The sequence below is a fragment of the Halobellus ordinarius genome, assembly GCF_031823395.1.
In the GTDB taxonomy this organism is placed as follows: Archaea; Halobacteriota; Halobacteria; order Halobacteriales; family Haloferacaceae; genus Haloquadratum; species Haloquadratum ordinarius.
Genome location: NZ_JAVQKJ010000002.1, coordinates 523,160 through 548,088, shown reverse-complemented (window position 1 = coordinate 548,088; position 24,929 = coordinate 523,160). Strand labels below are relative to the sequence as shown.

Genomic DNA, 24,929 nt, shown 5'->3' with positions numbered 1-24,929 from the left:
TATGAAAGAGTACCAGACAATCACCGAGATCAGCGGCCCGCTGGTGTTCGCCGAGGTCGACGAGGCCATCGGCTACGACGAGATCGTCGAGATCGAGACGGCACAGGGGGAGACGCTGCGCGGACAGGTCCTCGAATCCTCCGACGGCCTCGTGGCCATCCAGGTGTTCGAGGGCACGAGTGGTATCGACCAGAACGCGTCGGTTCGCTTCCTCGATGAGACGATGAAGATGCCCGTCACCGAGGACCTCCTCGGGCGGGTGCTCGACGGCTCCGGCCGGCCGATCGACGGCGGGCCGGACATCGTTCCGGACGAGCGACGCGACATCGTCGGCGCGGCGATCAACCCCTACTCCCGGGAGTACCCCGAGGAGTTCATCGAGACGGGCGTCTCCGCGATCGACGGGATGAACACGCTCGTTCGCGGCCAGAAGCTCCCGATCTTCTCCAGTTCGGGCCAGCCGCACAGCGAACTGGCGATGCAGATCGCCCGGCAGGCGAGCGTCCCCGAAGAGGAGGAAGGCGACGACGACGAGGGATCGGAGTTCGCCGTCATCTTCGGCGCGATGGGGATCACCGCCGAGGAGGCAAACGAGTTCATGGACGACTTCGAGCGCACGGGCGCGCTGGAACGCTCCGTCGTCTTCATGAACCTCGCGGACGACCCCGCCGTCGAGCGGACGGTCACCCCGCGGATGGTCCTGACCACCGCGGAGTACCTCGCCTTCGACAAGGGGTATCACGTCCTCGTCATCCTGACGGACATGACCAACTACTGCGAGGCGCTCCGGGAGATCGGCGCGGCTCGCGAGGAGGTGCCCGGCCGACGTGGGTACCCCGGATACATGTACACGGACCTGGCGCAGCTCTACGAGCGCGCCGGCCGGATCCAGGGCCGTGAGGGATCGGTCACGCAGATTCCGATCCTCACGATGCCCGGTGACGACGACACGCACCCGATCCCGGACCTGACCGGCTACATCACCGAGGGGCAGATCTACGTCGACCCCGACCTCAACAGCCAGGGGCTGCAACCCCCGGTGAACGTCCTGCCCAGCCTCTCGCGGCTGATGGACGACGGGATCGGCGAGGGCCTCACCCGCGCGGACCACGCCGACGTCTCCGACCAGATGTACGCCGCCTACGCCGAGGGCGAGGACCTTCGGGACCTGGTGAACATCGTCGGTCGCGAGGCGCTGTCGGAACGTGACAACAAGTACCTCGACTTCGCCGACCGATTCGAGGCGGAGTTCATCGACCAGGGCTTCGACACCAACCGTCCGCTCGAGGAGACCCTCGAGATCGGCTGGGACCTCCTGTCGATGCTGCCGAAATCCGAACTCAACCGGGTCGACGAGGAGTTCATCGAGCAGCACTACCGCGAGGACGAAGGCGAAGCGACCGAGACCGAAGCGACGGCCGACTAATTGCCGAGCGCCGGGCCTCTTTTCCGATCACAGCCCTCGAAAAACCCTTTAGCGCCGCCGATGGCCTGTTTTTCCGGAGCTCAGCCCCGGTGGCCACATCTGTTTTGTATCTCCGGCCGGAGTTAGGTCTATGGCACAGCGCGGGAAGCCGGAGATCGGCGAGGCGGCGGACGCGGAACGGACGTCGCGAATCGAGTCCGACTCGCCGACGGCGTCGGCGAGCACGGATGCCGTCGACGAGGCGCTGAAGACCCGGGCGATGGACGAGGCGCCGGTCGGGATCACCATCGCCGACGCGACGGCACCGGATATGCCGCTCGTGTACGTCAACGCGGCGTTCGAGCGGGTCACCGGTTACTCTCCCGAGTACGCGATCGGCCGGAACTGCCGGTTCCTGCAGGGCGACGACACGCGTGAAGCGCCCGTCGCAGAGATGCGGGCGGCCATCGAAGCGGGGCGTGCGACGTCGGTGGAGATCCGGAACTACCGGAAGGACGGGGAGCTGTTCTGGAACGAGGTGACGATCGCGCCGCTCCGCGACGAGGACGGCACCGTCGTCAACTACGTCGGGTTCCAGCGGGACATCACGCGGCGAAAGCGGGCCGAGCGCGCAGCAAAGCGCCGTGCGTCGCGGATCGAACGGGAGCTGACGGTCCAGGAACACCTCCTGGAACGGCTCGACGGGGTCGTCGCAGACGTGACAGAGGCCGTGACTCGCGCGGACTCTCGACGGGATCTCGAAGAGCAGGTCGCCGAAATCGTCGGCGAGACGTACGCCGGGGCGTGGATCGGCACGTACGATCCGGCCGCGGACGCGATCATCCCGGAGGTGGTCGCCGGCGAGACAGACTGCGACGTCAGGGACTGTCAGTTCTCCGCCCGCTCGACAGAGCCGTCGGACGAATCGACCGCTGATGGGACGGCAGACGGCTCTCGGGAGCACGAAGCGGGGGAGCAAAGCAAGGATTCGGCGAGCGCAACCGCGGCAGCGGTTCGAGAAACCCTGGACGATCGATACGTCCACATCGAACCGATCGACGACGGGGTAGAAGATCCGCTGAGTGCGGTCGCTGCGGTCCCGCTACACTACGGGGACGTGATGTACGGGATGATCGGCGTCTACGCCCGCAAGGACGGGGAGTTCGATAGCCACGAGCGCGCGGTCCTGACGGCTCTCGGCCGGACAGTCGCGACGGGGATCAACGCGCTGGAAAGCCAGCGGACGCTCCAGAGCCAAGAGCGGATCGAAGTCCGGCTCGCGATCGGCGACCATCCGCTGGTCGGGTTCGCCTCCGCGCTCGGGTGTCGACTGCAGTACGCCGGCAGCGTCGGCGACCGGCGGGAACCGACGATGCTCTTCGAGACGGGGGCGGGGGCGACTATCGACGAGGACGCCGTCCGAGCGGCGGCAGATGCGGCCGACGGCGGGATCGAGATCCACACCGTTCTCGCCGACGAGGAAGGATCAGTGCTGGAACTGTCGATCACCGGCTCGACGCTCCGGACGTTGCTCTCCGACTACGGCGGGGAGCTCCGGAACATCGAGGTCGAAGACGGGATCGCGCAGGTCACGGTCGAAGTCGGCCGTGAGACGATGGCGCAGTCGCTTGCCGACGCCGCGACCGACGCGTTCGAGCGCGTGGAACTGACCGGCTACCGGCGCCGCGAGCAGCGGAACGAAACGCACCGGGAGTTCGTCGCCGATCTGAAAGCCCGTCTGACTGACCGGCAACACGCCGCGCTGGTGAGAGCCTACAGCTCGGGCTACTTCGAGTGGCCGCACGAAAAAACCGGCGAGGAGATCGCCGAGACGATGGGCGTCTCCCGGTCGACGTTTCACCAGCACCTGCGGGCCGCACAGCAGAAGCTGGTGGGCGCGATCCTCGAACAGGACGGCCCCTGAACACACTTCGGTAGTGGCGGCCCGGCGACACCCCGGCGGCTCCGCGAAGGAAGAGACGGCGGCGGAATACCTAACCAGTTGGGTACGTCATTTATTCTCGTTACGCTATTAGGTACGAATGTACTATGCCGCAACCCGGAAGTGAAGGAATTTGGCTGTGGATCGGAACGCTCGGAATGTTCCTGGGGATGCTGTACTTCATCGCCAGGGGCTGGGGCGAAACAAACAGACGGCGACAGGAGTTCTATATCGTCACGATATTCATCACCGCGATCGCGTTCACCAACTATCTCGCGATGGCGTTGGGCTTCGGGCTCACGAACGTGATGGTCGGTGGCGAAGAGCTGCCGATCTACTGGGCCCGGTACACGGACTGGTTCTTCACGACGCCGCTCTTGCTCATCGACCTCGGCTTGCTCGCCGGGGCGAACCGCAACGAGCTGGCGTCGCTCGTCGGTCTCGACATGCTGATGATCGGGACGGGCGTCGTGGCGACGCTGTCGGCCGGTCCGGGCGCGCTCTCGGAGGGCGCACGCCGGCTGATCTGGTGGGGCGTCTCCACCGGCTTCCTGCTCGTGTTGCTGTACATGCTGTACGGCTCGCTCGGGGACAAGGCCAGCCGGCTGTCGGGTGATGCGGCCTCGACGTTCAGCACGCTCCGGACGCTGATCGTCGTGATCTGGCTTGTGTACCCGGTCTGGTGGCTCATCGGCACTGAGGGGCTCCAACTCGTCAGCCTGTACATCGAGACGGCCGGCTTTATGGTGCTCGACCTGGTCGCGAAGGTCGGCTTCGGTATCATCCTGCTGTCGAGCCGCGAGGTCCTCGACGCCGCCGGCTCGGCTGTCGGCGACGCCGAGGCAGCAGACTAATCGAACGGATCGACGCGAAACCACACCCGACTCGTTCCCGCACTTTTTCGGCCGTCGGCCCGAACAACAAAAGCGTGGGGACCCTGGAGAGTATCCAATGACATCCCAGCTGACCTACCTGCAATTTCACCTCGCCTTTCTGGTGCCGATAGCGATGTTTCTGATCGCGACCGGGTTCGTGAGCCGTTCGCGGCTCGACGGCCTCTCGACGGTCCGTTCGACGGGCCGACACTCCTACTGGGTCGGCGTCGCGATCATCACCGTCATCGCGCTGGCGTACACGACGCCGTGGGACAACTACCTCATCGCCCGCGGCGTGTGGCGGTACGGCGACGGCTCGACGCTCGCCACCCTCGGCTACGCGCCGATCGGCGAGTACCTGTTCATCCTCGTGCAGCCGTGGGTGACGGCGCTGTGGCTGGCGCATCTGTCGCTGCCGGCGACGTGGCCGTCGGTAACCCGCCCGATCAGGAGTCGAATCGCGGCCGTCGTCCTCGCCGCCGGGATCGGCATCGGCGGCTTGTGGCTGCTCGGCACGGCGGCGACGTTCTACCTCGGGGCGATTCTCGCGTGGGCAGCGCCGGTCCTGGCGCTCCAGTGGGCCGTCGGCGCGCCGCAGCTTGTGGCTCGCCGTCGTCTCGTCGCCCTCGGGGTCGCGGTCCCGACGCTGTATCTCAGTATCGTCGACCGGATCGCCATCGAATACGGGATCTGGATCCTCTCGCCGGAGTACACCACCGGAATCTACGTCGCCGGACTGCCGATCGAGGAGGGGCTGTTTTTCCTCGTGACGAACCTGTTCGTCGTGCAGGGACTCGTTCTCTACGGCTGGGTGACCGACCGGTGGCTGGCCCCCGACGGCGAACGGCGGTCGATCCCGCGGCTCCGATCGTGGACCGACCGCGAGGTGTGACAGAATGGACGGGTCGCCGTCAGAGGAGGCCGTGGCCGGTCGAAGCATCCGTAGCCTGGAAGCCGGATCGAACCGCGGGTTCGACGCGCAGGCGCTCCTGGCCGCAGTGGCCTGCCGTCCCGCCTGGCTCGTCATCGGTGTACTGACGCTCGGTGCGGCGGTCGCGACGATAACGGGGCTTTCGGTCTCGTATCCACCCTGGGTGCGGTACGTGCCGCTGGCGGCCAGCCTGCTCGTCTTCGGGCTTCCGCACGGCGCCGTCGACCACTTGGCGCCGGCCCGTGCCGCGGGGGAACGGCCGACCGTACGGTGGTTGCTCGGCGTCGGAGCGGTCTATCTCGTCCTCGGCGTCGGGTACGCTGCGCTGTGGGCACTGGCCCCCGCCGCCTCCGCGGGCCTGTTCGTGGCGCTGACCTGGCTCCACTGGGGGCAGGGCGACCTGTACCTCCTCGACGCGCTTGGGAGCACCCATCTGGATGGCGCCGGCGTACGCCTCGGGACGCTTGTGGTTCGGGGCGGACTACCGATGCTCGTCCCAGTATTGCGGTTTCCGGGACGGTACCGGGAGGTCGTCGATGCGTGGGTCGCGCTGTTCGGCGGCGACCTGGGCGCGTCGTGGCTGCTCTCAGTCGACGTTCGTGCGGCGCTCGGCGTCGGCTTCGCCCTCGTGACCGTTGGAACTCTCATCGCCGGTCGACGGCGGGCGGCCGACGACGGCTGGCGACGCGACGCCGCCGAAATGGCCCTGTTGTGGGCGTTCTTCCTGCTCGTCCCGCCGCTTCTTGCAGTGGGAATCTACTTCTGCGTGTGGCACTCGCTGCGGCATATCGCGCGGTTGATACTTGTCGACGACGGTGCACGGCAAGCCTTCGCCGAGGCCGGGACCCTCGCCGCGCTGTTCCGGACGGGGCGGGACGCTGCACCCCTGACGGCCGTCTCGATCGTCCTCCTGGGTGGCGTAGCGATCGCCGGCGGCGTCGGGAGCGGCGCCGAGGTCCGGACGCTCGCGGCGCTGTATCTGGTGTTCATCTCGGTGCTGACCCTCCCCCACGTGGCGATCGTGACGTGGATGGACGGCGCGGAGAACGCCGGCTTAGCGCGGTTTGCCGGCAATAAATAAAAGGTTAACAGGCCCCGCCCACAACCGACCGGTAATGGCCGAAGACGTCAAACCGACCCGCAAGAACCTGATGGCGATCGAGGATCGCATCCAGCTATCGGAGCGGGGCCACGACACGCTCGAACAGAAGCGTGACGGCCTCATTATGGAGTTCATGGATATCCTCGATCAGGCCCAGGACGTCCGCTCGGAACTGAACGAGGAGTACGAGACCGCCCAGGAGAAGATCAACATGGCGCGGGCGATGGAGGGCGACGTCGCCGTCCGCGGTGCCGCTGCCGCGTTGAAGGAGCACCCGGAGATCACGACCCAATCGAAGAACATTATGGGCGTCGTCGTCCCGCAGATCGAGTCCTCGCGCGTTCGGAAGAATCTCGACCAGCGCGGCTACGGACTGCTGGGCTCCTCGGCGCGGATCGACGAGGCCGCCGACGCCTACGAGGAACTGCTGGAGACGATCATCCTCGCCGCGGAGGTCGAAACCGCGATGAAGAAGATCCTCAAGGAGATCGAGACCACAAAGCGGCGGGTCAACGCCCTCGAGTTCAAACTGCTCCCCGACCTGTACGAGAACAAAGAGTACATCGAGCAGAAACTCGAAGAGCAGGAACGCGAGGAGATCTTCCGGATGAAGAAGATCAAAAACAAAAAGGAAGAGGAAGAGGCCGAAGAGAAAGCGGCCGCCGAAGAAGCATCCGCCGCGGCTCCGGCCGACGACTAAACCGGAATCTCTTTTCGAGTCTTCGACGACGCGGGTCTTCTCTCCTCGCCTCATCCGATTCTCGTCCCGACGCCGCACCACAGCCACGGGACGGCGCGGGCGATTCCGCTGCCGCCAGATGGCAAGTCTTAATTATGCCACCGGGCAACGGAGAAGTGGAGCAAGCCCGGGTGGTGTAGTGGCCCATCATACGACCCTGTCACGGTCGTGACGCGGGTTCAAATCCCGCCTCGGGCGTTTCTGTGCTCCGTTGTCTGCCCGGGTGGTGTAGTGGCCCATCATACGACCCTGTCACGGTCGTGACGCGGGTTCAAATCCCGCCTCGGGCGCTTCTCCGATTTCACACGTCGCGGAGTCTCGTCTCCGCGACTCACTCGTGAAATCGGTGTGCGACGAACGTTGGATTTGAATCAGGGAGTAGAGCGAAGCGGAACGACCGTGGTTCAAATCCCGCCTCGGGCGCTTTGATTTTCAACCTTCAGCGAGGCGTTTCGTCGCCGAGCGACACTGGTGAAAATCTAACGACAGATATGAGGGATTTGAACACCAGCAGTCGCACGCCCGCGCAGCGAACGGAGTGAGCGAGCAGGAACGTCTGGGCAGGGTACAAATCCCGCCTCGGGCGCTTTGATTTTCACCCACCAGCGAGGTGTTTCGTCGCCGAGCGACAGCGTTGAAATCGAACGGCAAGTACGCAGGGTGCGACCAACCGGAGTTCAGTCCTCGACCGTGACCCACTCGGGGCTCTCCCACCCGCAGTTCGGACACGCCAGTCGACGGCGGCCGCTGGAGAGCCAGCCGTCGCCGCCCTTCAGCCCCACGACGCCCAGGTCGCAGCCGGGACATCGGCCGCGGCGGATCCGCTCTTCGACGTACTCCGCGTCGAGGCCCGTCCCCCGGTCGGCGCGCGCCTCGGCCGGCCGGGTCTCGATGCGGATGTTCCAGGGGCTGTCGACGCGCTCTGTCGGGACCGTCCCGGAGGCGCCGTGTCCCTCGCCCTCCATCCGGCGGACGTGGGACGTCAGACTCGTGACGTCGACCTCGACACCGCAGTAGGGACACTCGACGCGCATACGGGTCGTTACGACTCGTCGGAAAAGGAGGTTGTGGCCGGTCTCGAAGTGACTCGGGCAGTGGTCGCATCCGCAGGGGAATCTGCGGACGGTCACAGCCCGGCGATCAGTCCCCCGATGCCGACGCCGAAAAGCGCCGTCACAAGCGTGCCGGCAGCGTCCGCGGCGGCGACGCCGTATCGACCGTCCGCGGCCGCGTCCGCGACGTTGACCGCGAACGAAGAGAACGTGGTGAACGCGCCGCAGAATCCGGTCCCGGCGAACGCGAGCGTCGGTTCGGCCGGTGAAGCGGCGACGAGCGCTCCGAGCGCGATGCTGCCGAGGACGTTGACCGCGAAGGTGCTCGGCCGGCCGCCGTCGAGGGCGACGTCGACCGCGTACCGGCAGAGCGCGCCCGCAGCCCCGCCGAAGCCGACGAGGAGCGGCGTCGGAAGCGATCCGAAGACGCGGATGACCGACGCCAGCAGGGACGAGCCGAAAAGCGCGGGCGTCACGCATACCGCCTCCCGACTTCGAGACCCGCGAACGCCGCGGCGAACCCGAGCGCGTAGGTGGCGCCGACGTTCGCGAGCGCCGGCAGTGGTGCACGTGTTGCCGTCTCGACGGCGAACGTGCTGTAGGTCGTAAACGAGGAGAGCAATCCGGTCGCGAGGAACAGGCGAAGCCGCGACGAGCGGACGACGCCGATCACGGCAGCGAGGACGAAACTCCCGGCGACGTTGACTGCGAGCGTTCCAGCCGAGCCAGCAACGAGCAGACCGACAGCATAGCGCGAGATTGCGCCGACGAAGCCGCCGACCGCGACGAGCACCGGCACGAGCCTGTCTGCCATCACTGCTGTATCGAGCGAGGGGCTACTCGTCGGTTTCGGTCCCGTGATCAGTCGGAGTGCGGATGGGCGCCGCGACCGCCTCGGGCGTCCCGATTTGCACCCCCGAGCGGGACGTGTCGCAAACGGACTACCGACTCGACGTCTCCACCGCGACCGAAAGAATCGTGAAGGGGAACCGGGACGGAGGAGGCCCGTGAGCCGGCTTAGCCGCTGTACTCGAAGGTGCCGATAACCGCCTCGTCGTTGCTGTTGGGATCCTGCCAGACGACGCTGACTTCTTCACTGGCGTTCAGCGTCACGGAGGTTTTGTTCAGACTCTCACCAGCTGCGAGATCCGTATCGAAGGCGGGGGTGGCGTCACCTCTTACGACCACGTTGTCCGATTTGAGCTCGTCGCCTCCCTCGTGTGAGATGAGCAGGTAGCTACCGTCGGATTCGAACTGCAGCGATGCTTGTGGTGCCTCAGCTGAACTTGTTCCGAGGCCGAGCACGACGCCGCCGATGACAGCCGCGAGGATCACCGTGATGGCGATCAGCAGCGCGACGCCGACCACCGGTGACACGGCCCGTTCGTCGGTTAGGAGTTTTCGTACGTTCATCATTTTTTCTACACCACCTGTGTGCGTCGTCGCGGGCGTCACAGCCCCTCGTGACGACCAGCCACCAGGTCGGTGCTACCTGTACGACACCCGCTACACCAGTATTGTAATTCGAATTATGAGACCGTCCGTCCCGTCGAGTTCGATCGGTAAAGACCGCCTGAAAGTCGGGTTTTGAGCTAGAATTTTTGTCCTGAAACGGGGCTTCAGCAGTTCTCTCGCCCGTCTCCGGCAGAGCGCGTGACTCCGGCCTCGACGTCGGTAGATCCTTACCGGATCCGATCCACTGAGCCCGGTTATACGGCGAATTACCCGAGCAGCCGATCGATAACAATATCTTAAGCTTCCGTATCGATGGGACGATGAGCGGCGTGAACCACAAACTAGACTGGGAGACCGAGACGTCGCCGGAGGCGGACCCCGTCTCGACGCTCTCGACGGGAATGGACGTGCTCGACCGGAAGTTCGGCGGCGGGATCCCCGCCGGTCGGATCGTCGCGCTGTCGGCGGCGCCGGCCAGCCAGTCCGAACTGTTCCTCCACGAGATGGCCGCCGTCAGGGAGACGGTGTACCTGACCACCGAACGGACGGCGGCGGACGTAGAGCGGACGCTCGAACGGAGCGACGCCTCCCTCGATCAGATCGAGATTCACGAACTCGGCGGGGATTCCCCGCTGACCGACGCGCGAGCGGTGGTCGAAAACATCGAGGAACAGACAACGCTGATCGTCGATCCGATCGATCCGCTCGAGCGACGGGACGAAAGCGAATATCGGGCGTTCGTGAACGAGCTCAGGACCCGAACGACCGAGACGGGAGGCCTCACGGTCCTCCACTGCCTGGAGGGTCGCGACGTCCCGCCACAGCGCGACCGCACCGAGTACCTCGCCGACATCATCTTCGAGCTCATCACGGAACGCCGCGGCGGCAGCATCGAAAACAGCCTCTCGATCCCAAAGTCCCGCGGCTGGCGATCGCTCTCGGAGACGATCGAACTGGACCTGACCTCGGACGTCACGATCGACGTGAGCCGGAAGATCGCCTGATTCACAAATTTATGCCGATTGCTCTCGTCTCTTCACGCCGAGTGCCGTCAACGGGGGTGGCGCTCGGCGGTAAACAGTGAAAGTAATCAGTATCAGACGAGCGAGAGCAGGTTGTTGGCGACGACGACGAGTCCGACGGCGATCAGGAGACCGATCCAGACGTCGACGAGACGGATGCATGCGAACCGATACGACGGCGAGACCCGGGAGACCCGATCGATCGCCACGTGAAAGAGCCAGACCGCCACCCCGACGGCGAGGAGGTTCGCGACCGTTCCCACGAAAAGCCCCTGCTCTAGCAGCCACCGCATCACCGGATTCGCCTCGACCCCGGTGCCGTACCGTCCTACCGCCAGTAGCGTGGTGAACAGATCGACCGGGATCAGGAGGAACAGGGCGACGGCGAACCAGAACCACCACTGGTCGACGCGGCCGTTCAGCTCGACAGCGTGACCAGACATCGCTATGAACTGTTCTTTCAGTACGGGCGAGTATAACGATTGTGGCATTCGACCATCCCTTCCTTTCGCGCATCGAGAATACTTCTGAGCGGGGATTCGACCGTCGGCGCGGGCGCTCCACAGGTGAGCGAAGCCGCGCCTATTCGAGTCGAACATCGATCCGGTCGACCGTCACGGAGACCCGGTCGGCTTCGATCCGGCACGTCACAGTCCCGCTGTCGGGTGGATCGCACTCCGCGTCGTCGTCGAGATACCGGTACCAGGCGGTCGCGTGCGGGGAGGTGACCTCGATGGTGACCATATCCACTTCCCCGGCGCCGACGACCTCCGTGCCGGCGTCCGCGGTCTCGACGGAAACGGTAGTGTCCCCGCCGACAGTGTCACCGTCGGCCGGCGACAGCGTGACGATCGGAACGATCACGGTGTCGTTCCCCAAAAGGAAGTTCGGCTCCCGAACCATCACCGAGTTCTCCCCGTCCGCTCTGAGGACTGCTCCGCTGCTGTAGACGATCCTCGTTCCGGATCCCGAGTCGTACGCCAGCGAGTGCAACTGGACGGTCTCGTTTTCGATCGACGCGTTGTCGGTCCGCACGGTGATATTGGTCGTCCGTTCGAGAGATAGCGACGCGTCGGCGAGACGGATCTCCGTCGTTCGGCTGGGCGCCCCGCGTCTCGCGACGTCGTCGACGTCGTTTGCGAGCGCCGAAACCCCCTGTTGTGCGCTCGTCGTCCGCTGGAAGTCCTGCGCGTTGTCCAGCCCGACGATTCCGGTCGCCCCTACCAGCAGGATAGTGAGAACGACCAGGTTGAAGATCAGGAAGTAGCCGAGAAGTTCGCTCTGGCCGCGGTCGGTCTCACTCATCCTCTCTCACCACCAGTCGCTCGCCGTCGTAGGTGATCTCGAGCGGGCCGCCGTCGAGCGTTCCGGTCGCGTCGTCGTCGACCTCGATCTGGGTCCGGAAGCCCACGGTGGCGATCGTCTCGGGGTCCGTACTCCGGAGCCGAATCTCGTATCGCTGGTTCCCGTCCGTTTCGTTGGCCTCGTCGATCTCGATGTGGTAGCCGCTGCCGCCGACCCGCTCAGGAAGTCGCGACCGGAGAACCACCGTCCCGTCGGATCCGGCCGCGGCGGCGAGATGGTCGACGCTCTCGACGTCGCCGGCGAGGTCGTTCCCCAGCACCTCGAGCGTCGAGTGGGTAGCGTCGGCCTGCTGGCCGGTGACGAGCGGCGCGAATCCCATCACTAACCCGGTCGTCAGCAGGGTGACGATCCCCAGGACGAGCGCGTACCCCATCGCCGTGGAGACGGCGCGATCAGTCATCGGTTTCACCCGGAACGACCCGGATCTGCCCGTGGTACGTCAACTCCGGCGACCGGTAGCTGATCGAGACGTTCGCCGAGCGGATGTCGGGATGGATCCGCGGCGATCCGGTCGTCGCGTAGCGCTCGTCGTCCTCGATCGATCCCTCGACGACGTTGCCGGTCACGGTGAGGGTGTAGGTGCCGGTGACGTTGGTCGTGCCCTCGTACCGCAGCGTGTACGGTCCGGTCACCTCGCCGTCCTCGGTGAAGGAGGTGAAGGAACACTCGGCGCCGGACTCCTCGGTGAACACCCCATCGGTCACGTTGACCGGCGCCGACGACGCCTCCGCCGTGCAGGTGTCGGTGCTCCCGTTCGCCGTCTGGACCGTCATCTCGATAGTTTCGTTCTCCGAGGGGTTAGAAGCGAACAGCCGCCAGGCGTCGCCGTCGTCGTCTTCGACGGTGAGCGTGAAGCACTCGCCGGAGGCCGCACAGTCGTCGGACGACGACAGGTCCGACGCTTCGAGTTCCATCTCGTACCCCTCGACCTGGGTGGCGTTCGACGCGACGGTCCAGTTTTCCGTGCCGCTTCGGTCGGTGAAGTTTCGGGTGTCGTCCTGGACGATCCTGTTCTCGACGGTCGTGTCCGCCACCGAGACGTCAGTCACGACTCCGTCGCGGGCGTACTCGGCACTTATCAGTTCGTTCCAGTCTTCGACTGCCGCCCGGAGGTCACTCTCGGTCGTGTTGTTTTCGGCCATCAGACCGGCGACGGCTCGTTCGGCGCTGGCCTGGTACCCGATCGCGGCCTCCGTCTCGTGGAGACCGTTGTCGGACTCCGCGACGTGCGTGCCGGCGGAGGCGGCCGTATGCAGCGCCAACGCCAGGGCGGTGAGCAGGATCGCCAGGCCGATCGCGGAGACGATCAGCAACTGCGCCCGCTCGCCCCGTGCTACGTCCGCCATAGGACCACCTCCACGCGAATGACGTTGTACACGGGGCTGTCGTCCGACGCGTCGGGCGCGTAGAAGTCGGACTCGACCGATTCGAGCGTCACGTTTGCCCGTCGGCTTTCGTTCCGCCTGACGAGCGTGGTGTCGTCGTACAGCGTCACGGTCTCGGTCACCCTGACGGCGTCCTGGCTCGGCGTCCCGTACTCGACCAGCCGTTGCGTCTCTCGTCCGCCGTCCGTCCCCCGGTAGTGGAGGTCGACGTTGTACCGGATCCGGTGATCGTCGAGCATCCCGCCCAGATTTCGCCCGAAGGTGGTGTTGGGGTTCGTCGAGAGGTAGAATCCCTCCTCTTCGTCGGCGTCGAGGAACCGTTCGCTCGACTCGTCCCAGTACAGGAGCGTCGACTGCAGGCTGCCGCTCTCGACGGCCCCGTCCAGGACGCCCTCGGCGATTCCGCCGTGTTGGCCGCGCAGTTCGGCTCCTCCGCTACTCGCCGTGTTCGCGTCGATCGCGACGGACTGTAGCGCAAACGTCATCGCCGCAATGAGGAGCACCGCGGCCACGAACGCCTCCAGCGTGAACGCCTGGGCTCGCTCGGACATACTACCAGATACTCACCTCGAGAACCGCGTACTCGGTCCGGTTCTCCGCCGTCTCGACGGCAAACAGCGTCCGCTGTGCGGTCGCGACCGAGCGGTCGCGGGGGACTGACTCGCCGATCGCAAAGCGGTCATCGTCGGCTTCACACCTGGTGATCCACCACTCGTCGTCCGATCCCACACAGAGAATCTCGGAGTCGGCGTCGCGGCCGGGACCGTCCCTGAGCGTGACGTTCAGCGAGTACCAGGAGGCGACGCCGAACTGCTCCAGCGCTTCCGTCTTGTTCTGCTCGAAGAACGCCCGCGTGTCGGATTCGTTCAGTTCCGACCGCGAGTCGGGTTCGGTCAGGCGGTCGCCCGTGAGGTCACTCGCGAAGCGCTCGGCCACGACGGGGCGCTCCTGTCCGTCGAACGGCACCATCAGTTGCGGGACGAACACGGAGACGAACGCGATAGTGAGGAGGAACACCGCGATGCCGACGGCGAAGTCGGGGAGGGTCTGTCCGCGGTCTCCGCCCCGAGGCGGGACAGGTCGAGTCACGCAACCACCATCCACGCGCCGAGCGCTGCGACGAGCAGGAACATCACGTACTTGGCGCCCGATGCCAGGTTCGCGTCGCGGATGTACCCGCAGATGAGGCCGGACAGGACCGCCTGTATCGTCACCGCGTGGAAGAACAGGAGCGACAGCAGGCCGAGATCCATCGAGATCCCGAAGTCCTGACCGGCGGTGTTGGTACTCCCGGACTGCTCGGCGACGTTCGCCATCACGTCGATGAACTGCGCTTTCAGGAGCACCATCACGCCGAGAAGCGTCAGGTAGGTCATGATGATGATTGCGACCTGCATCATCGCGCGTTGTTTTCGTTCGCGTTGGATGTCCTCCTGAGTCTCCGTCGCCTTCGCCGCCGTCGACAGCACAGTGGAGATCTGACTCGAGATCTCCTGTGCCTTGCTGACGAGTTTCACCGTCCGGGCCAGCCGCGGAATGTGGTACTTGTTGTTGAACACCACCAGCGACTCCTTGAGATGCATCCCGTAGTTGCTCTTCGAGTACATCGTCGCGAACTCCTCGCCGAGCTTTCCGGGGGTCGTGTCCGCGACGACCTTGATCGACTCAAGCAGGGTGAGGCCCGTCGCGTTGGCGCTCGCCAGTTTCCGGAGGTTCTCCGAGAGCCCGTTCAACACCGCGTAGCGCCGCCGGAGGTTCCACTCCCAGAATATCGTGAAGGGGAGACAGATCACGAAAAGCGGGGCGTACCCGTAGACGATTGTCGACCAGACCGGCTGCGCGACGATCCCGCTCACCGTGACCGGAACCGAATCGGTCAGGATCGCGACCAGGATCAAGACGACCGACACGGGGACCGTGATCGCCAGCGTGTAGTAGGGGTGGTTCCGGAGGAAGACGTGCGGGCGCTTGAGAACCTCGATTGCGAGGTTCGTCCCCTCGGTCCGTTCGATCCGATCGAAGATGTGGAAGCGGCCGGTGAACTCGTCGATCAGTCCCAGTCCCAGCGCGCCGGAGTCCTGTCCCAGATTGAACTGGCTGACGTTGGCGTCCAAAGAGAGGTAGCCGTTCCCGTACTCGTCGGTTCGGACCGTCGAGACGAGGACCAAGAAGGCGAGTCCGAGTCCGGGAATCAGGACGTAGACGGTCGCATAGAGGAGCAGTGTCTGCGCTCCCCCGATCATATCGAGGATGACCAGGATGACGATCAAGAGCAGCGGGAAAAGCGAGATGGTGATGTACATCTCGGTGAACAGTTCCAGCGTCTCGAGGGTCTGCTCTTGCTCTTCCTTCGCGTGGCGGAAGTGGATGTCCTTCTTGTCGTTGAGGAAGTCGGTCATACTTCCGCCGCTGTCGATGATCGACAGCATATCGGTGAAAAACTGACTGAGTTCCGAACTCGGCGTCTGTGCCGCCCGCTTGCGGATCGCCGTCCGGTAGTCCGTATCGAAGTACCGGGTCTCCTGGAGGATCGTCCGGAACTCCATCGAGACCTCGCCGTAGGTGTCGTCGGCCTCCGCCATCGTCTCGATGATCTCGATCTGACTCATCCCGCCGATCGAGAGCGCGTACATAAACGAAACCGCGTCGGGGAGGAGCGTGTTTATCTCGCGTTTCCGGCTTGCGGCCTGACTGTACGGACGCGCGACGTATCCTCCGAAGACCGCCGCGAACCCCAGCCCTCCCAGCAGGAACCCGGACGTGAGGACGAAGAACGGTATTTTTATCGCTTCGATCAGCGCTATCAGGGTTCTGTTCGGAATCGCGATGTTCGTTATCGAACCCACCTCGACGAGGCCCGTGCCGAACACGGCGAGGCCGACAGCGACCCCAAGCAACCAGAGTACGGTCCCGGCAATCGTTCCGAACGCCAGCGCTTGCGAGAGGTACAGTTCGACCGTCCGGTCGATACGGGCCTCGGCGAGTTTGTCCTGGAGGTTGACGACGAAGCTGTCGTTCTCGTCGAACAGCCGGACGTAGACGGGGCGGAACGCGTCTGTGAGTTGGTCGACTCGGCGCCGGCGGCCCCGTGCGAGGCCTCTCACTGGGGCCAGGCTCATCGGCTACACCTCGTCGGACTCGGTTTCCGTTTCGGTCTCGGTCCCGCCGTCTGCCATCTCGGCGTACTCGTCTACGGGAACGGCCACCGACACGTCGGAGTCCTCGGCGGAGTCCTCGGCAGAGCCGCCATCGGAGTTCCCGGCGGAGTCGTCATCAGAGTCCCCCGCGGAGTCCCCATTGAACTCCTCAGCGGAGGCGTCGTCGCGCTCTTCGAAAGTCTCATCAAGGTCCGTCTCCACCGCGCCGGCCTCCTCGTCGAACTCCCCGTTCGACCCGCCAGTGTCGTCGACACCGTCTCCCGCCTCCGTCGGGACCAGATCCATCCCGCTTGCGTCCTTCAGATCGGATTCCGCGGGTTTCGACGGATCCCCTCCCGTCGGCTCCCCGTTTTGCGCTGGGCCGGATCCGAGGTCCTCGAAATCGACGGCGGAGTCGATCTCGATGTCCTCGAGTGCAGCAACGAGCGCCTTCACTCTGGACTCGTGGACCTCACAGCCCGCGGCCTCCAGGACCGCCGTCAGGTTCGTTTCGTTGATCTCCGCGCCCGATTCGTTCAGTATGCAGGTTGCGTACGCGTATTCCATTGTCAGTCACGCTCCGTGATCTCTCCGTCCGCAGTTTCGTTCGAAACACTGTCCGTCTCGTCCGCTTCGACCGCCGGGAGCGGCGGTGTCTCGGGGCCGTCGGAGCCGTCGCCGCCGACGGCCGCTGTCAGCTGATTCTGAGCCGTCTCGTCCGCTGATGGCAGCATCCGAGGATCTGCACCGGGCATCGCCGTCACGTCCTCCGCCGGGACGGCCGTCGAGAGCGCGTCGACCAGGTCTGCAGCCTCCCGTCCGCGGTAGTCGTCGAGGATTCGCTCCTCGGCCGTCTCCAGCACCGCCTCGGCCTCGCTCCGGACGTCCGGTCCGGGCTCGGGACGCGGCACCAGTGCCTCCTTTTTCGGGTCGATGTCGATCAGGACCGACTCCATCTCCCGGAGATCCGCGAGGCTCTCCTCGAGTTGTTCGTTGGCGATCAGCGTCAGGATGGTCTCCGGATCGTTGATGAACGCCTGCACCGTCGCGGCGACCTCCGTGTACGTGTTGAGTCCGTTGTCGATGAGGTACGCCAGGATGGTCCGGCGTTTGAGCAGTTCCGTCGCCAGTTGCTCTCTGGACCACCCGCGGTCGAACGCGATCTCCTGGAGCTTCTGTGACGTTCCCTGCTGGCGGAACTCGTCGGGTTCGGGCTGCCACTGGAAGATGTCCTGAACGCTGATCTCGTTGTTTTCGGCGTCGTAGGCGTTGATCTCCGTGATGGTCTTGTTGCGCCGGACCTTCTGGCCCTTGACCTTCGTCTGCGTCTGAACGGAGATCAGATCCAGGGCGGTAAAGAGCGTCTTCGAGACGTTGATCGGGTCGGTGGTGAAGCGCTTGAGCACCTCGTCCACCGTGTCGGCGTGGAAGGTCGTGTAGGTGGTGTGGCCGGTCGACATCACCTGGAAAAGCGTCCGCCCCTCCTCGCCGCGAACCTCGCCCATCACGATGTAGTCCGGCCGTTGCCGGAGCGCGGCCTCCAGGAGGTCGAACTCGTCGACGTCGCCGACGTCGTCCTGACTGAACGAGGGACGGGTGACCGACGCGACCCAGTTGCGCTGTGGGAGTTCGACCTCGCGGGTGTCCTCGATGGAGACGATCTTCGCGTTCGAGGGGATGAAAAGCGACACTGCGTTCAAAGACGTCGTCTTCCCCGACGCCGTCCCGCCGGCAAAGATCAGGCTCTTGTTACTCTCGATGCAGAGCCACAGGAACGCCATCTCGTCCAGCGAGAAGGTCTTCCAGTTGATCAGATCGACCGGCGTAAAGGGGACGTCCTTGAACTGTCGGATCGTGTAGTTCGTTCCGTGGTCCGAGACTTCCTTCCCGAGCGTCAACTGCGCGCGGGAGCCGTCGGGGAGGGTTGCGTCGACCTGCGGCTGGCGTTTCGAGATGCCTTTCCCCGAGCGCTGGGCGAGTTTGATGACGAAGTTGTCGAGTTGGTCCTCGCCGTGCTCGACGTTCGTGATCAGGTTCTCGTAGTCGGTATGGTAGACGAACGTCGGGGAGTTGTACCCGTCACAGGAGATGTCTTCGACGTTGATGTCGTGTTTGATCGGGTCGATCCGCTCGTAGCCGATGAAGTCCCGCTGGATCCGGTGGAGGATCTTCTCGACCTGATACTCGGTGAGCCACCCCGAGTCCTCAGCGAGGACCGCGGGTTCGGGACGGGCGGCGATCCCGTCGAGTTGCGTCGGTTCGTCGGCTGTCGGGTCGGACGTCCCGACTGTCCGGAGGGCCGTTTTCAGTTCGTCGACCGCGTTTCCGAGCTGCAGGCGTTTCAGCTCCGAGACGACATCCTCGCGGCGATGCAGTTGATCGAGGATCTCGCCGCGGTCGAGTCGGCGCAGTCGGTTCAGGACGGACCGATCGGAGCCGCCGTCGGTATCCATTACCGACTTCCGCAGTTCGTAGCGATCCATCAGCCACTTGGTCTCCGATTTGAGCACCTCAGAGCGGTCTTCGTCTGTCCCTCTGACCACGACGTCGTCATCGGAGTATTTGATGCTCGTCCGGAGCTTTTCCGAGAAGAACTCGATGAGATCCGTCTCGATCTCGTTGAGGTACGGTTCGATCACGTAGTACTTCTTCTCGTTTTCCTTCGTCGAGTGGAAGATGATCACGAACGCTCGGGGCTTGTCCACCCAGTATCGTTCCTCCTCGACGAAGTGTCGCTTCTTGTCCATCGGGACGTGCTTCTCCAGATCGTACCGGTTGACGAGGGTCGTATGCCCGGCTGCGGTGGAGAAGAACCCGTTCTCGTCGAGTTCGGGGGCGACGTTCACCGTCCGTCGCTCCTCTATCTCGGGGATTTCCCCCGCCTTCTGCGACCCTTCGGAGAGCGCCGCTTCGATAACCTCGGGATCGAATCCGAGGAACTCCTCGGAATCGAACGGCTCGACTTCACCCTCCTCGGTACGCGGGAGGTGACCGTCCGCGTCGTAGTAATACTCCCACTTGAAGTGTTCCCAGGTGTACTCGTCTTTCGTCACCGGCGTCTCGTCGATCCAGCGGCCGAACTCGCGGTGGAATTCGGTTCCTTTTCGTGCGGAGTGTCCGAGCCGTTCCCGGAACTGCGCTGGGGGGTGTCCGAGGTACAGCGCCGGATCGAACTCGACGCGCCCCCAGTCGTCCGGTCCCGGAACGGACTTATCGTCCCCGCTCGTCCAGGAGAACCCGAGACTCCACCGATCGTCGGACTCGATATCCCGGTAGACGGCTTCGACCTCGTGGCCGTGACCGTGCTCGCGCATAAACTCTTTCCACGTGTAGGTGCCGGGTTCGACGGGAGTATCGACGTCACCGTCGTCTGGAGTATCGACGTCACCGTCTTCTCCGGGAGCGTCGGCGTCTCCGGGGGCATCGTCGTCTCCGGGAGCGTCGGTGACGCCGGTCGTCTGGGGATCGACCGTCTCCCCACTCATCGACGACACCCCCCGATGAGCCGCAGTGGTCGGGCTCGTCCGTTCGCCGGGGGCCGACGACGGATCGACCGATTGTCGACTGCTGTCATCTCGCTTCAATATCGACTACCATTGCTTTGTAAGGGGCATTTTAACCGCCCGAAAATAGACCGAGAAAGGGCCCGCTCACGAACCAAACGGCGCTGAGCGTGCTTCTCACCCCAGTATTTCACACGGGGCTCTGAGCACGGTTCCTGAGTTAGTCACTCGTCGAATAGTCAGCGAGTGAGGCGTCGTAGGAGCTGACTAAACGACGGTATAATCTGAATTACGAACCTATCACGACCCCTGTTCTCCAGACAGCATCCCCGAGGAGGGGGATCGAGCGAGCGAACCAGGCCGAGGAGGAGGTCGACCCTGCAAACCACGCCGCGGAGGAGGTCGACCCTGCGAACCACGCCGAGGAGGGATCGACCCTGCAAACCACGCCGCGGAGGGATCGGCCCTGCGAACCACGCCCTGGAAGAGGTCGACCGCGCGAGCCACGGACAGGAAGGCACACATGGACAGATCTAGAAACCGCACGGACCGACAGTATCCCAGTGAACGAGCGGTTGCACCCATCATCGGTGTCACACTGCTCATCGGAATCACCGTGATTCTCGCGGCGGTCGTCGGGGCCGTCGTGTTGGGACTGGGAGTCGGCCCGGCCGACGCACCCCGGGCGACGCTGTCGTTCGACGTTGTCGGAGACGAAGTCGTCGTGATCCACGAGGGCGGTGCCGAGCTCTCGACGGAGGAGATCGTGATCCGCGATACCGACGGGACGGAGTACGAACTCGACAGCGACCTCGTCACGGGCGAACAAACGACTGTCGTCGATGCCGGCGGCGATCCGCTCGATCTGAACACCACCGACGTCGATCGGCTCACCGTCGTCTGGCGAGGAGCGGACGACGAACAGGTCCTCGCGACGTTCAGACCCTAACATTCGTATGACACGACTATCCAGCGAGGGATTCTCGACCGACGATCGATCCACCTCGGAGGTGGTAGCCGTGGCCCTGCTCTTCGGAATCGTGATGGTGAGCGTCGCGACGATCGTCCTGGTCGCCGGCGCCCAACTCGACGGGAGCCAGGAGGCCGCCGAGGTAGGGCAGGCCGAGCGGTCGCTGACACAGTTTGATTCCGCGACCGAGCGCGTGGCAACCGGAAGTACGTCCAGCCAGACGATCGATCTCGGCCTCAAGGGGAACAGCGGCACGCTCGATGCCGACCCCGACCGCGGGCGGATCACGGTCGTGTCAATCGACAGCCTCGACGACGGGAGTCGCACCGAGGTGATGAACACTTCCCTCGGGACCGTCTCCTACGAGAACGGCGACACCACCGTCGCCTATCAGAGCGGCGGCGTCTGGCGGAGTGACGGAAACGGCTCGGTGATGGTCTCGCCCCCGGAGGTCAGTTTCACGGGGAAGACGCTCACGATGCACGTCGTCGAAAGCGACCGCTCGGGGAGCATCCACAGCGAGGTCCAACTCTCCCGTTCCGGGCCGTCGGAGCAGCGGTACCCGAACGCCAGTGCCGGGCTTGATAACAGGGTCGAAAACTCCCTCATCGAGGTCAAGATCCGGAGCCGGTACTACGAGGCCTGGGGACAGTTCTTCGAAGAGCGGACGAACACGATCGTCCAGTACAACGACCAGGCCGAGGAAGTCACGATGCTCTTCCTGGCGCTCCCGGTGGACTATTCGCCGGAAGCCGGCGTCGTAGCGACGTCCGGCCCCGGCCAGATACGGATCGAAGGGAGCGGCTCCTACATCGACAGCTACAACTCCTCGAACGGGACCTACGAGGAGACCCGACACGGCGACGGCCGGGTCAAATCAGCAGGTAAAATCTCGATGTACGGCGGCTCTCGGATCGAGGGCGACGCCGAGGCGGACGACGACATCCGCATCGAATCGGGCGACGCACAGATCGACGGGAACGCCTCGTCCGGACAGCAGGTGGACGAACACGACGACTCCTCGGTGACCGGCGAGGTCCGCAACAACACTTCCGGCGTCCCGCCGGTTCCACCGATCGACGGACTCGTCCAGAAGAAGGTAAACGAACTCGAAGGCGACAACGACAACGACGCGACGGAAGTCGTCACCGATAACGAGATCGACCTGTCCGAGTCCAACGAACTCGACCCCGGCGACTACTACCTCGAGAACGTCGAACTCGAAGACGAGACGCTCGTCTTGAACGCGACCGACGGGAACATCACCCTCGGCGTCGAGAACTGGGTCAAACTGCACGGCAACAAGAAGTCCGGCAACATCCGTATCAAAGGCGACGGCAAGGTCAGGGTGTTCGTCGGAAGCGAAAAGAAGACCACGGTGAACCCGCCCTCCGAGGGGAAGACGAAGCTCCACTTCTACGTCGAGCGAAGCGGTTCCGTGCGGACCGTCGATACCCCCCGCCAGCGGTCCACGCAGTTCGTCGTCTTCGGCCCGAGCGATTTCGAGGGATCGCTCGGCGGCTCCTCCTCGAAGAACCCCAACGTGACCGCGGTCGTCATCGCCCCGGCCGGGCCGCAAGGGGACGGGACGTTCCACCTCAAACACGGCGAACTCTACGGCGCGGTGATGACCGGGAACCTGACGCTCGGCAAACCGAGTGCGATCCACTTCGACGAGGCGATCGTCGACGAGCGGATCCCGCTGTCACCGACCGTTCCCCGGCTCGAGTATCTGTACGTCACCGAACACGAGATTGCGGTAGCACGGAGGTAAAGCCGATGTTTCACCCACTCCGTCGAGTCACAAACAGGTTCCAAGCGGACTACGTGCTGGTGCTGGAGTGTCGTCGCTGTGGCACTCCGGTCGAGACCGAAGCACAGTCCTGCTCCTGCTGTGGGAGCGATTGCATCGCTCGATACGAAATTCGGTGAGTTCCCGGTGTCGCCTTTCGACCGCGAGGGCCGTCAGCGAATCCGTCGTCGGACTCGTACCGCGTAGCCGTCCGAAACCGCCCGTTGGTAAACAGTGTATACGGGTTTTCGGCCGGGGCGTATGACCATCCTAACTTTCAGACCATTGGTATTATCGCGGATACGTCGGAGGGATGCTGATGCAACAACAGGTGTACGATACGCGCCAGGGGCGCAATTCGGAGCGAAAGTCGATCCAACAGGAAGCAGCGGAGTCTCGGACGGAGAACGTACTCACGACGGATCACGTCTTCGAGGTCCTGTACAATCGCCGCAGACGGGACGTGATAACCTACCTCCGGGAGCACGGCGGGACGGCGACCACCAGCGATCTCGCGGAGTACATCGCCGCCAAGGAAAACGAGACCACGGTGGAAGGACTCTCCTCGGGCGAGCGCAAGCGCGTGTACGTCGGTCTCTATCAGAATCACCTCCCGATGATGGACGACGTCGGTGTCGTAAACTACGATAAGGACCGCGGTACGGTGGAGCTACAGGAGTGTGCGGCCCAGCTCCTCCCGTATCTCGACGACGAAACCGAGACGAACGCCCATCGGATGACGGCTGGTGGGGCCGTCGGCCTGGCCGGATTCCTCCTGCTGGGCGTCTTTGACGTCGGCGTCTTCGCCGCCATCTCTGACCTGCTTTGGGTCACGTTGGGGGTGATCGGACTGTTCGTGCTGGCTCTCGGCGACGAGTACGATCTGTTCGCTGCTGCCGACCGGTGAGAGAGCGGCGCACGGTTCTCCGTGGGTCGAACGATTCCCCTCCGACAGTGCCGAAGGCACTGCTCTCTCGACGAGGGCGACCGACCAGCGATCGAGCGATCGGGGGACTCATTCGAGAGCACATCGACAAACGGGGGCAGTTAGAGAGGTACTACGGCGTAGCTAACAGGGAGAAGAAACTTTCTACTCGACAGCCACTTGTTGACATGAGCGTCATGACAATACGGGGGAAAGATAGTATTGGAGGTAATGATCCCCAGACCGCACAGATCGGAGCGAAGGGGAAACATAAAGCGGGCTGCGGCGATCCCACGCGGGTGGGGCACCGACGTCGATCGAGCCCGCGCTACTGGGGAAATGCCCGCCGACCTCTCGAAGGAGGCAATCTTCGATGCCCTCCGGAATGGCAGACGGCGGGCAACGATCTCACACCTCCGGAGGCACGGCGGTGAAATGTCCGTTAGCGAACTGGCGACACGCGTCGCGTCCGAGGAGTACGGCGTGGCTCCCGAGGAACTCTCCTCGAAACAGTACAAGCGGGTGTACACGGGGCTGTCTCAGTGTCACCTCGAGCGGGTCGACGACCTGGGAATCGTCGAGTTCGACACCGACGAGAACACCGTCAGACTCGCCCCGAGAGCGTCGTCGCTCGATCCGTTTTTGAACCACGGGGAAACACCCCGCCGGCCGGGCGTCAAACTCGGCGTCGCGATCGTCGTGGCGCTGATGGTCTCGATCGGGTGGCTCGGTATGGACCTCCTCGGGGTCGGCTCACCGACTGCACTCACCGCCCTTCCTGTCGGAGGGCTTCTCGGGATCGCCCTCTTGCAGTTCTGGTACTGATCACTCCCACTTTTTCACGTCGAGAGTGAAAAGTCACAACAGTCAGTATCAGAGGTGGAGTGCAGCGACCTTCACCGAGAGGTTCCACCAGACCACGATCACGCCGAGGAGGGCCAGTCCGAGCGGGACACCGACCCGATGCGGCCGCGGCGTCGACCGCCAGAGCAGGTAGAACACGGCGAGGAGGGCGAGCTTCACGGCGACCATCGAAAACAAGCCGTACTGTTCGACGAGAAAGCCAGTCACGACACCCGCCTCGTACACCCCGGCGATGCTGAGTCCGACCGTGGTCGTCACTATGTCGCCGATTCCGAAGAACGCGACCGCGACCGCCCACAGTCGCGTCTCCGCGAACTGCAGTCGTTCGACCGATCCGGGGATCTCGGATCGCCCCATATCCCCCCGGTTGGCCGAGGACGTTCTTCGTAAATGACCGCTTGCGGCGAGTAGCGTCCAGTTACGCCTATCGCCCCTGTTCGACGTGAGCAAAAGCGCGGGCCGCGA

The 24,929-nt window shown here is 64.2% G+C and carries 24 protein-coding genes, 2 tRNA genes and 1 pseudogene; 13 read left to right on the top strand and 14 right to left on the bottom strand.

Features of this window, described 5'->3' with window-relative positions; all coding sequences use genetic code 11:
- Position 1 precedes the first annotated feature (1 nt).
- The 8 genes from RJT48_RS03065 to RJT48_RS03030 all read left to right on the top strand — a co-directional run bounded on the left by RJT48_RS03065 (position 2) and on the right by RJT48_RS03030 (position 7,284).
- Positions 2-1,426, top strand: coding sequence for a V-type ATP synthase subunit B (locus tag RJT48_RS03065; protein WP_311170750.1), 1,425 nt, complete (start codon positions 2-4; stop codon positions 1,424-1,426).
- Positions 1,427-1,556: 130 nt separating this feature from the next.
- On the top strand, positions 1,557-3,329 hold the full coding sequence (locus RJT48_RS03060) for a PAS domain-containing protein (protein WP_311170749.1): 1,773 nt from the start codon (positions 1,557-1,559) through the stop codon (positions 3,327-3,329).
- Positions 3,330-3,454: 125 nt separating this feature from the next.
- Positions 3,455-4,201 (top strand): bacteriorhodopsin, encoded by a 747-nt coding sequence (locus RJT48_RS03055; protein WP_311170748.1) that lies wholly within the window; start codon positions 3,455-3,457, stop codon positions 4,199-4,201.
- Between the two features lie 97 nt (positions 4,202-4,298).
- The gene (locus tag RJT48_RS03050; RefSeq protein WP_311170747.1) at positions 4,299-5,114 is read left to right on the top strand and encodes a lycopene cyclase domain-containing protein; all 816 of its coding nucleotides are present in this window, start codon (positions 4,299-4,301) and stop codon (positions 5,112-5,114) included.
- 4 nt (positions 5,115-5,118) lie between these two features.
- Positions 5,119-6,234, top strand: a complete 1,116-nt coding sequence (locus RJT48_RS03045; RefSeq protein ID WP_311170746.1) for a Brp/Blh family beta-carotene 15,15'-dioxygenase — start codon at positions 5,119-5,121, stop codon at positions 6,232-6,234.
- A 34-nt stretch (positions 6,235-6,268) separates the two neighbouring features.
- A complete protein-coding gene (locus tag RJT48_RS03040) occupies positions 6,269-6,955 on the top strand; it encodes a V-type ATP synthase subunit D (RefSeq protein WP_311170745.1) in 687 nt (228 codons plus the stop codon).
- A gap of 164 nt (positions 6,956-7,119) precedes the next feature.
- Positions 7,120-7,192 (top strand) — tRNA-Asp (locus RJT48_RS03035).
- A gap of 19 nt (positions 7,193-7,211) precedes the next feature.
- Positions 7,212-7,284: transfer RNA gene (locus RJT48_RS03030), tRNA-Asp, on the top strand.
- A 387-nt stretch (positions 7,285-7,671) separates the two neighbouring features.
- On the opposite strand, the gene RJT48_RS03025 is transcribed toward RJT48_RS03030, so the two are convergent.
- The 4 genes from RJT48_RS03025 to RJT48_RS03010 form a co-directional block, all read right to left on the bottom strand.
- Entirely contained in the window at positions 7,672-8,028 is a 357-nt protein-coding gene (locus RJT48_RS03025) for a hypothetical protein (protein ID WP_311170744.1), read from the bottom strand.
- Between the two features lie 92 nt (positions 8,029-8,120).
- Complete coding sequence (locus RJT48_RS03020) at positions 8,121-8,522, bottom strand: fluoride efflux transporter FluC (protein WP_311170743.1); 402 nt, start codon at positions 8,520-8,522, stop codon at positions 8,121-8,123.
- The gene (locus RJT48_RS03015; protein WP_311170742.1) at positions 8,519-8,860 is read right to left on the bottom strand and encodes a CrcB family protein; all 342 of its coding nucleotides are present in this window, start codon (positions 8,858-8,860) and stop codon (positions 8,519-8,521) included. The genes RJT48_RS03020 and RJT48_RS03015 overlap by 4 nt, the downstream gene beginning before the upstream one ends.
- A gap of 203 nt (positions 8,861-9,063) precedes the next feature.
- On the bottom strand, positions 9,064-9,459 hold the full coding sequence (locus RJT48_RS03010; RefSeq protein WP_311170741.1) for a type IV pilin N-terminal domain-containing protein: 396 nt from the start codon (positions 9,457-9,459) through the stop codon (positions 9,064-9,066).
- Between the two features lie 362 nt (positions 9,460-9,821).
- Here RJT48_RS03010 and RJT48_RS03005 point away from each other — a divergent pair, with 362 nt between their 5' ends.
- Positions 9,822-10,505, top strand: coding sequence for an RAD55 family ATPase (locus tag RJT48_RS03005; protein ID WP_311170740.1), 684 nt, complete (start codon positions 9,822-9,824; stop codon positions 10,503-10,505).
- Between the two features lie 92 nt (positions 10,506-10,597).
- Here RJT48_RS03005 and RJT48_RS03000 read toward each other — a convergent pair whose 3' ends face one another.
- The 9 genes and pseudogenes from RJT48_RS03000 to RJT48_RS02960 form a co-directional block, all read right to left on the bottom strand.
- Entirely contained in the window at positions 10,598-11,014 is a 417-nt protein-coding gene (locus RJT48_RS03000) for a DUF5658 family protein (RefSeq protein ID WP_311170739.1), read from the bottom strand.
- Between the two features lie 91 nt (positions 11,015-11,105).
- Positions 11,106-11,828, bottom strand: coding sequence for a DUF7289 family protein (locus tag RJT48_RS02995; protein ID WP_311170738.1), 723 nt, complete (start codon positions 11,826-11,828; stop codon positions 11,106-11,108).
- Complete coding sequence (locus RJT48_RS02990; protein WP_311170737.1) at positions 11,821-12,288, bottom strand: DUF7266 family protein; 468 nt, start codon at positions 12,286-12,288, stop codon at positions 11,821-11,823. The genes RJT48_RS02995 and RJT48_RS02990 overlap by 8 nt, the downstream gene beginning before the upstream one ends.
- Positions 12,281-13,234, bottom strand: coding sequence for a hypothetical protein (locus tag RJT48_RS02985; protein ID WP_311170736.1), 954 nt, complete (start codon positions 13,232-13,234; stop codon positions 12,281-12,283). The genes RJT48_RS02990 and RJT48_RS02985 overlap by 8 nt, the downstream gene beginning before the upstream one ends.
- A complete protein-coding gene (locus tag RJT48_RS02980; RefSeq protein ID WP_311170735.1) occupies positions 13,222-13,824 on the bottom strand; it encodes a DUF7288 family protein in 603 nt (200 codons plus the stop codon). The genes RJT48_RS02985 and RJT48_RS02980 overlap by 13 nt, the downstream gene beginning before the upstream one ends.
- Position 13,825: 1 nt before the next feature.
- A complete protein-coding gene (locus RJT48_RS02975; protein ID WP_311170734.1) occupies positions 13,826-14,362 on the bottom strand; it encodes a DUF7287 family protein in 537 nt (178 codons plus the stop codon).
- A complete protein-coding gene (locus RJT48_RS02970) occupies positions 14,359-16,392 on the bottom strand; it encodes a type II secretion system F family protein (RefSeq protein ID WP_311170733.1) in 2,034 nt (677 codons plus the stop codon). Before RJT48_RS02970 ends, RJT48_RS02975 begins: the two co-directional genes overlap by 4 nt.
- A 246-nt stretch (positions 16,393-16,638) precedes the next feature.
- Positions 16,639-16,977 (bottom strand): annotated as a pseudogene (locus tag RJT48_RS20740) (50S ribosomal protein L12); the annotation flags it as partial.
- 2 nt (positions 16,978-16,979) lie between these two features.
- Positions 16,980-19,895, bottom strand: coding sequence for a type II/IV secretion system ATPase subunit (locus tag RJT48_RS02960; protein WP_311170732.1), 2,916 nt, complete (start codon positions 19,893-19,895; stop codon positions 16,980-16,982).
- 541 nt (positions 19,896-20,436) lie between these two features.
- Between RJT48_RS02960 and RJT48_RS02955 the strand changes: the two genes are divergently transcribed.
- From RJT48_RS02955 to RJT48_RS02940, 4 genes are all read left to right on the top strand, one after another.
- Positions 20,437-20,862, top strand: a complete 426-nt coding sequence (locus RJT48_RS02955; RefSeq protein WP_311170731.1) for a type IV pilin domain-containing protein — start codon at positions 20,437-20,439, stop codon at positions 20,860-20,862.
- Between the two features lie 7 nt (positions 20,863-20,869).
- Positions 20,870-22,657 (top strand): DUF7289 family protein, encoded by a 1,788-nt coding sequence (locus RJT48_RS02950; protein ID WP_311170730.1) that lies wholly within the window; start codon positions 20,870-20,872, stop codon positions 22,655-22,657.
- A 337-nt stretch (positions 22,658-22,994) separates the two neighbouring features.
- Positions 22,995-23,582, top strand: coding sequence for a DUF7344 domain-containing protein (locus RJT48_RS02945; RefSeq protein ID WP_311170729.1), 588 nt, complete (start codon positions 22,995-22,997; stop codon positions 23,580-23,582).
- Positions 23,583-23,831: 249 nt separating this feature from the next.
- Positions 23,832-24,425 (top strand): DUF7344 domain-containing protein, encoded by a 594-nt coding sequence (locus RJT48_RS02940; RefSeq protein ID WP_425604694.1) that lies wholly within the window; start codon positions 23,832-23,834, stop codon positions 24,423-24,425.
- Positions 24,426-24,473: 48 nt separating this feature from the next.
- Here RJT48_RS02940 and RJT48_RS02935 read toward each other — a convergent pair whose 3' ends face one another.
- On the bottom strand, positions 24,474-24,821 hold the full coding sequence (locus tag RJT48_RS02935) for a DUF5658 family protein (RefSeq protein WP_311170727.1): 348 nt from the start codon (positions 24,819-24,821) through the stop codon (positions 24,474-24,476).
- Between the last annotated feature and the right edge of the window lie 108 nt (positions 24,822-24,929).

Excerpts from the sequence above, each read along its gene's own strand:
- RJT48_RS02955 (WP_311170731.1), top strand. The coding sequence starts at position 20,437 with ATGGACAGATCTAGAAACCGCACGGACCGACAGTATCCCAGTGAACGA.
- RJT48_RS02940 (WP_425604694.1), top strand. The coding sequence starts at position 23,832 with ATGATCCCCAGACCGCACAGATCGGAGCGAAGGGGAAACATAAAGCGG.
- RJT48_RS02970 (WP_311170733.1), bottom strand. The coding sequence starts at position 16,392 with ATGAGCCTGGCCCCAGTGAGAGGCCTCGCACGGGGCCGCCGGCGCCGA.
- RJT48_RS03015 (WP_311170742.1), bottom strand. The coding sequence starts at position 8,860 with ATGGCAGACAGGCTCGTGCCGGTGCTCGTCGCGGTCGGCGGCTTCGTC.
- RJT48_RS02980 (WP_311170735.1), bottom strand. The coding sequence starts at position 13,824 with ATGTCCGAGCGAGCCCAGGCGTTCACGCTGGAGGCGTTCGTGGCCGCG.
- RJT48_RS03000 (WP_311170739.1), bottom strand. The coding sequence starts at position 11,014 with ATGCCACAATCGTTATACTCGCCCGTACTGAAAGAACAGTTCATAGCG.
- RJT48_RS02960 (WP_311170732.1), bottom strand. The coding sequence starts at position 19,895 with ATGAGTGGGGAGACGGTCGATCCCCAGACGACCGGCGTCACCGACGCT.
- RJT48_RS03060 (WP_311170749.1), top strand. The coding sequence starts at position 1,557 with ATGGCACAGCGCGGGAAGCCGGAGATCGGCGAGGCGGCGGACGCGGAA.
- RJT48_RS02935 (WP_311170727.1), bottom strand. The coding sequence starts at position 24,821 with ATGGGGCGATCCGAGATCCCCGGATCGGTCGAACGACTGCAGTTCGCG.
- RJT48_RS03065 (WP_311170750.1), top strand. The coding sequence starts at position 2 with ATGAAAGAGTACCAGACAATCACCGAGATCAGCGGCCCGCTGGTGTTC.
- RJT48_RS02995 (WP_311170738.1), bottom strand. The coding sequence starts at position 11,828 with ATGAGTGAGACCGACCGCGGCCAGAGCGAACTTCTCGGCTACTTCCTG.
- RJT48_RS03005 (WP_311170740.1), top strand. The coding sequence starts at position 9,822 with ATGAGCGGCGTGAACCACAAACTAGACTGGGAGACCGAGACGTCGCCG.
- RJT48_RS03040 (WP_311170745.1), top strand. The coding sequence starts at position 6,269 with ATGGCCGAAGACGTCAAACCGACCCGCAAGAACCTGATGGCGATCGAG.
- RJT48_RS03025 (WP_311170744.1), bottom strand. The coding sequence starts at position 8,028 with ATGCGCGTCGAGTGTCCCTACTGCGGTGTCGAGGTCGACGTCACGAGT.
- RJT48_RS02950 (WP_311170730.1), top strand. The coding sequence starts at position 20,870 with ATGACACGACTATCCAGCGAGGGATTCTCGACCGACGATCGATCCACC.
- RJT48_RS03010 (WP_311170741.1), bottom strand. The coding sequence starts at position 9,459 with ATGAACGTACGAAAACTCCTAACCGACGAACGGGCCGTGTCACCGGTG.
- RJT48_RS03050 (WP_311170747.1), top strand. The coding sequence starts at position 4,299 with ATGACATCCCAGCTGACCTACCTGCAATTTCACCTCGCCTTTCTGGTG.
- RJT48_RS03055 (WP_311170748.1), top strand. The coding sequence starts at position 3,455 with ATGCCGCAACCCGGAAGTGAAGGAATTTGGCTGTGGATCGGAACGCTC.
- RJT48_RS02985 (WP_311170736.1), bottom strand. The coding sequence starts at position 13,234 with ATGGCGGACGTAGCACGGGGCGAGCGGGCGCAGTTGCTGATCGTCTCC.
- RJT48_RS02945 (WP_311170729.1), top strand. The coding sequence starts at position 22,995 with ATGCAACAACAGGTGTACGATACGCGCCAGGGGCGCAATTCGGAGCGA.
- RJT48_RS03045 (WP_311170746.1), top strand. The coding sequence starts at position 5,119 with ATGGACGGGTCGCCGTCAGAGGAGGCCGTGGCCGGTCGAAGCATCCGT.
- RJT48_RS02990 (WP_311170737.1), bottom strand. The coding sequence starts at position 12,288 with ATGACTGATCGCGCCGTCTCCACGGCGATGGGGTACGCGCTCGTCCTG.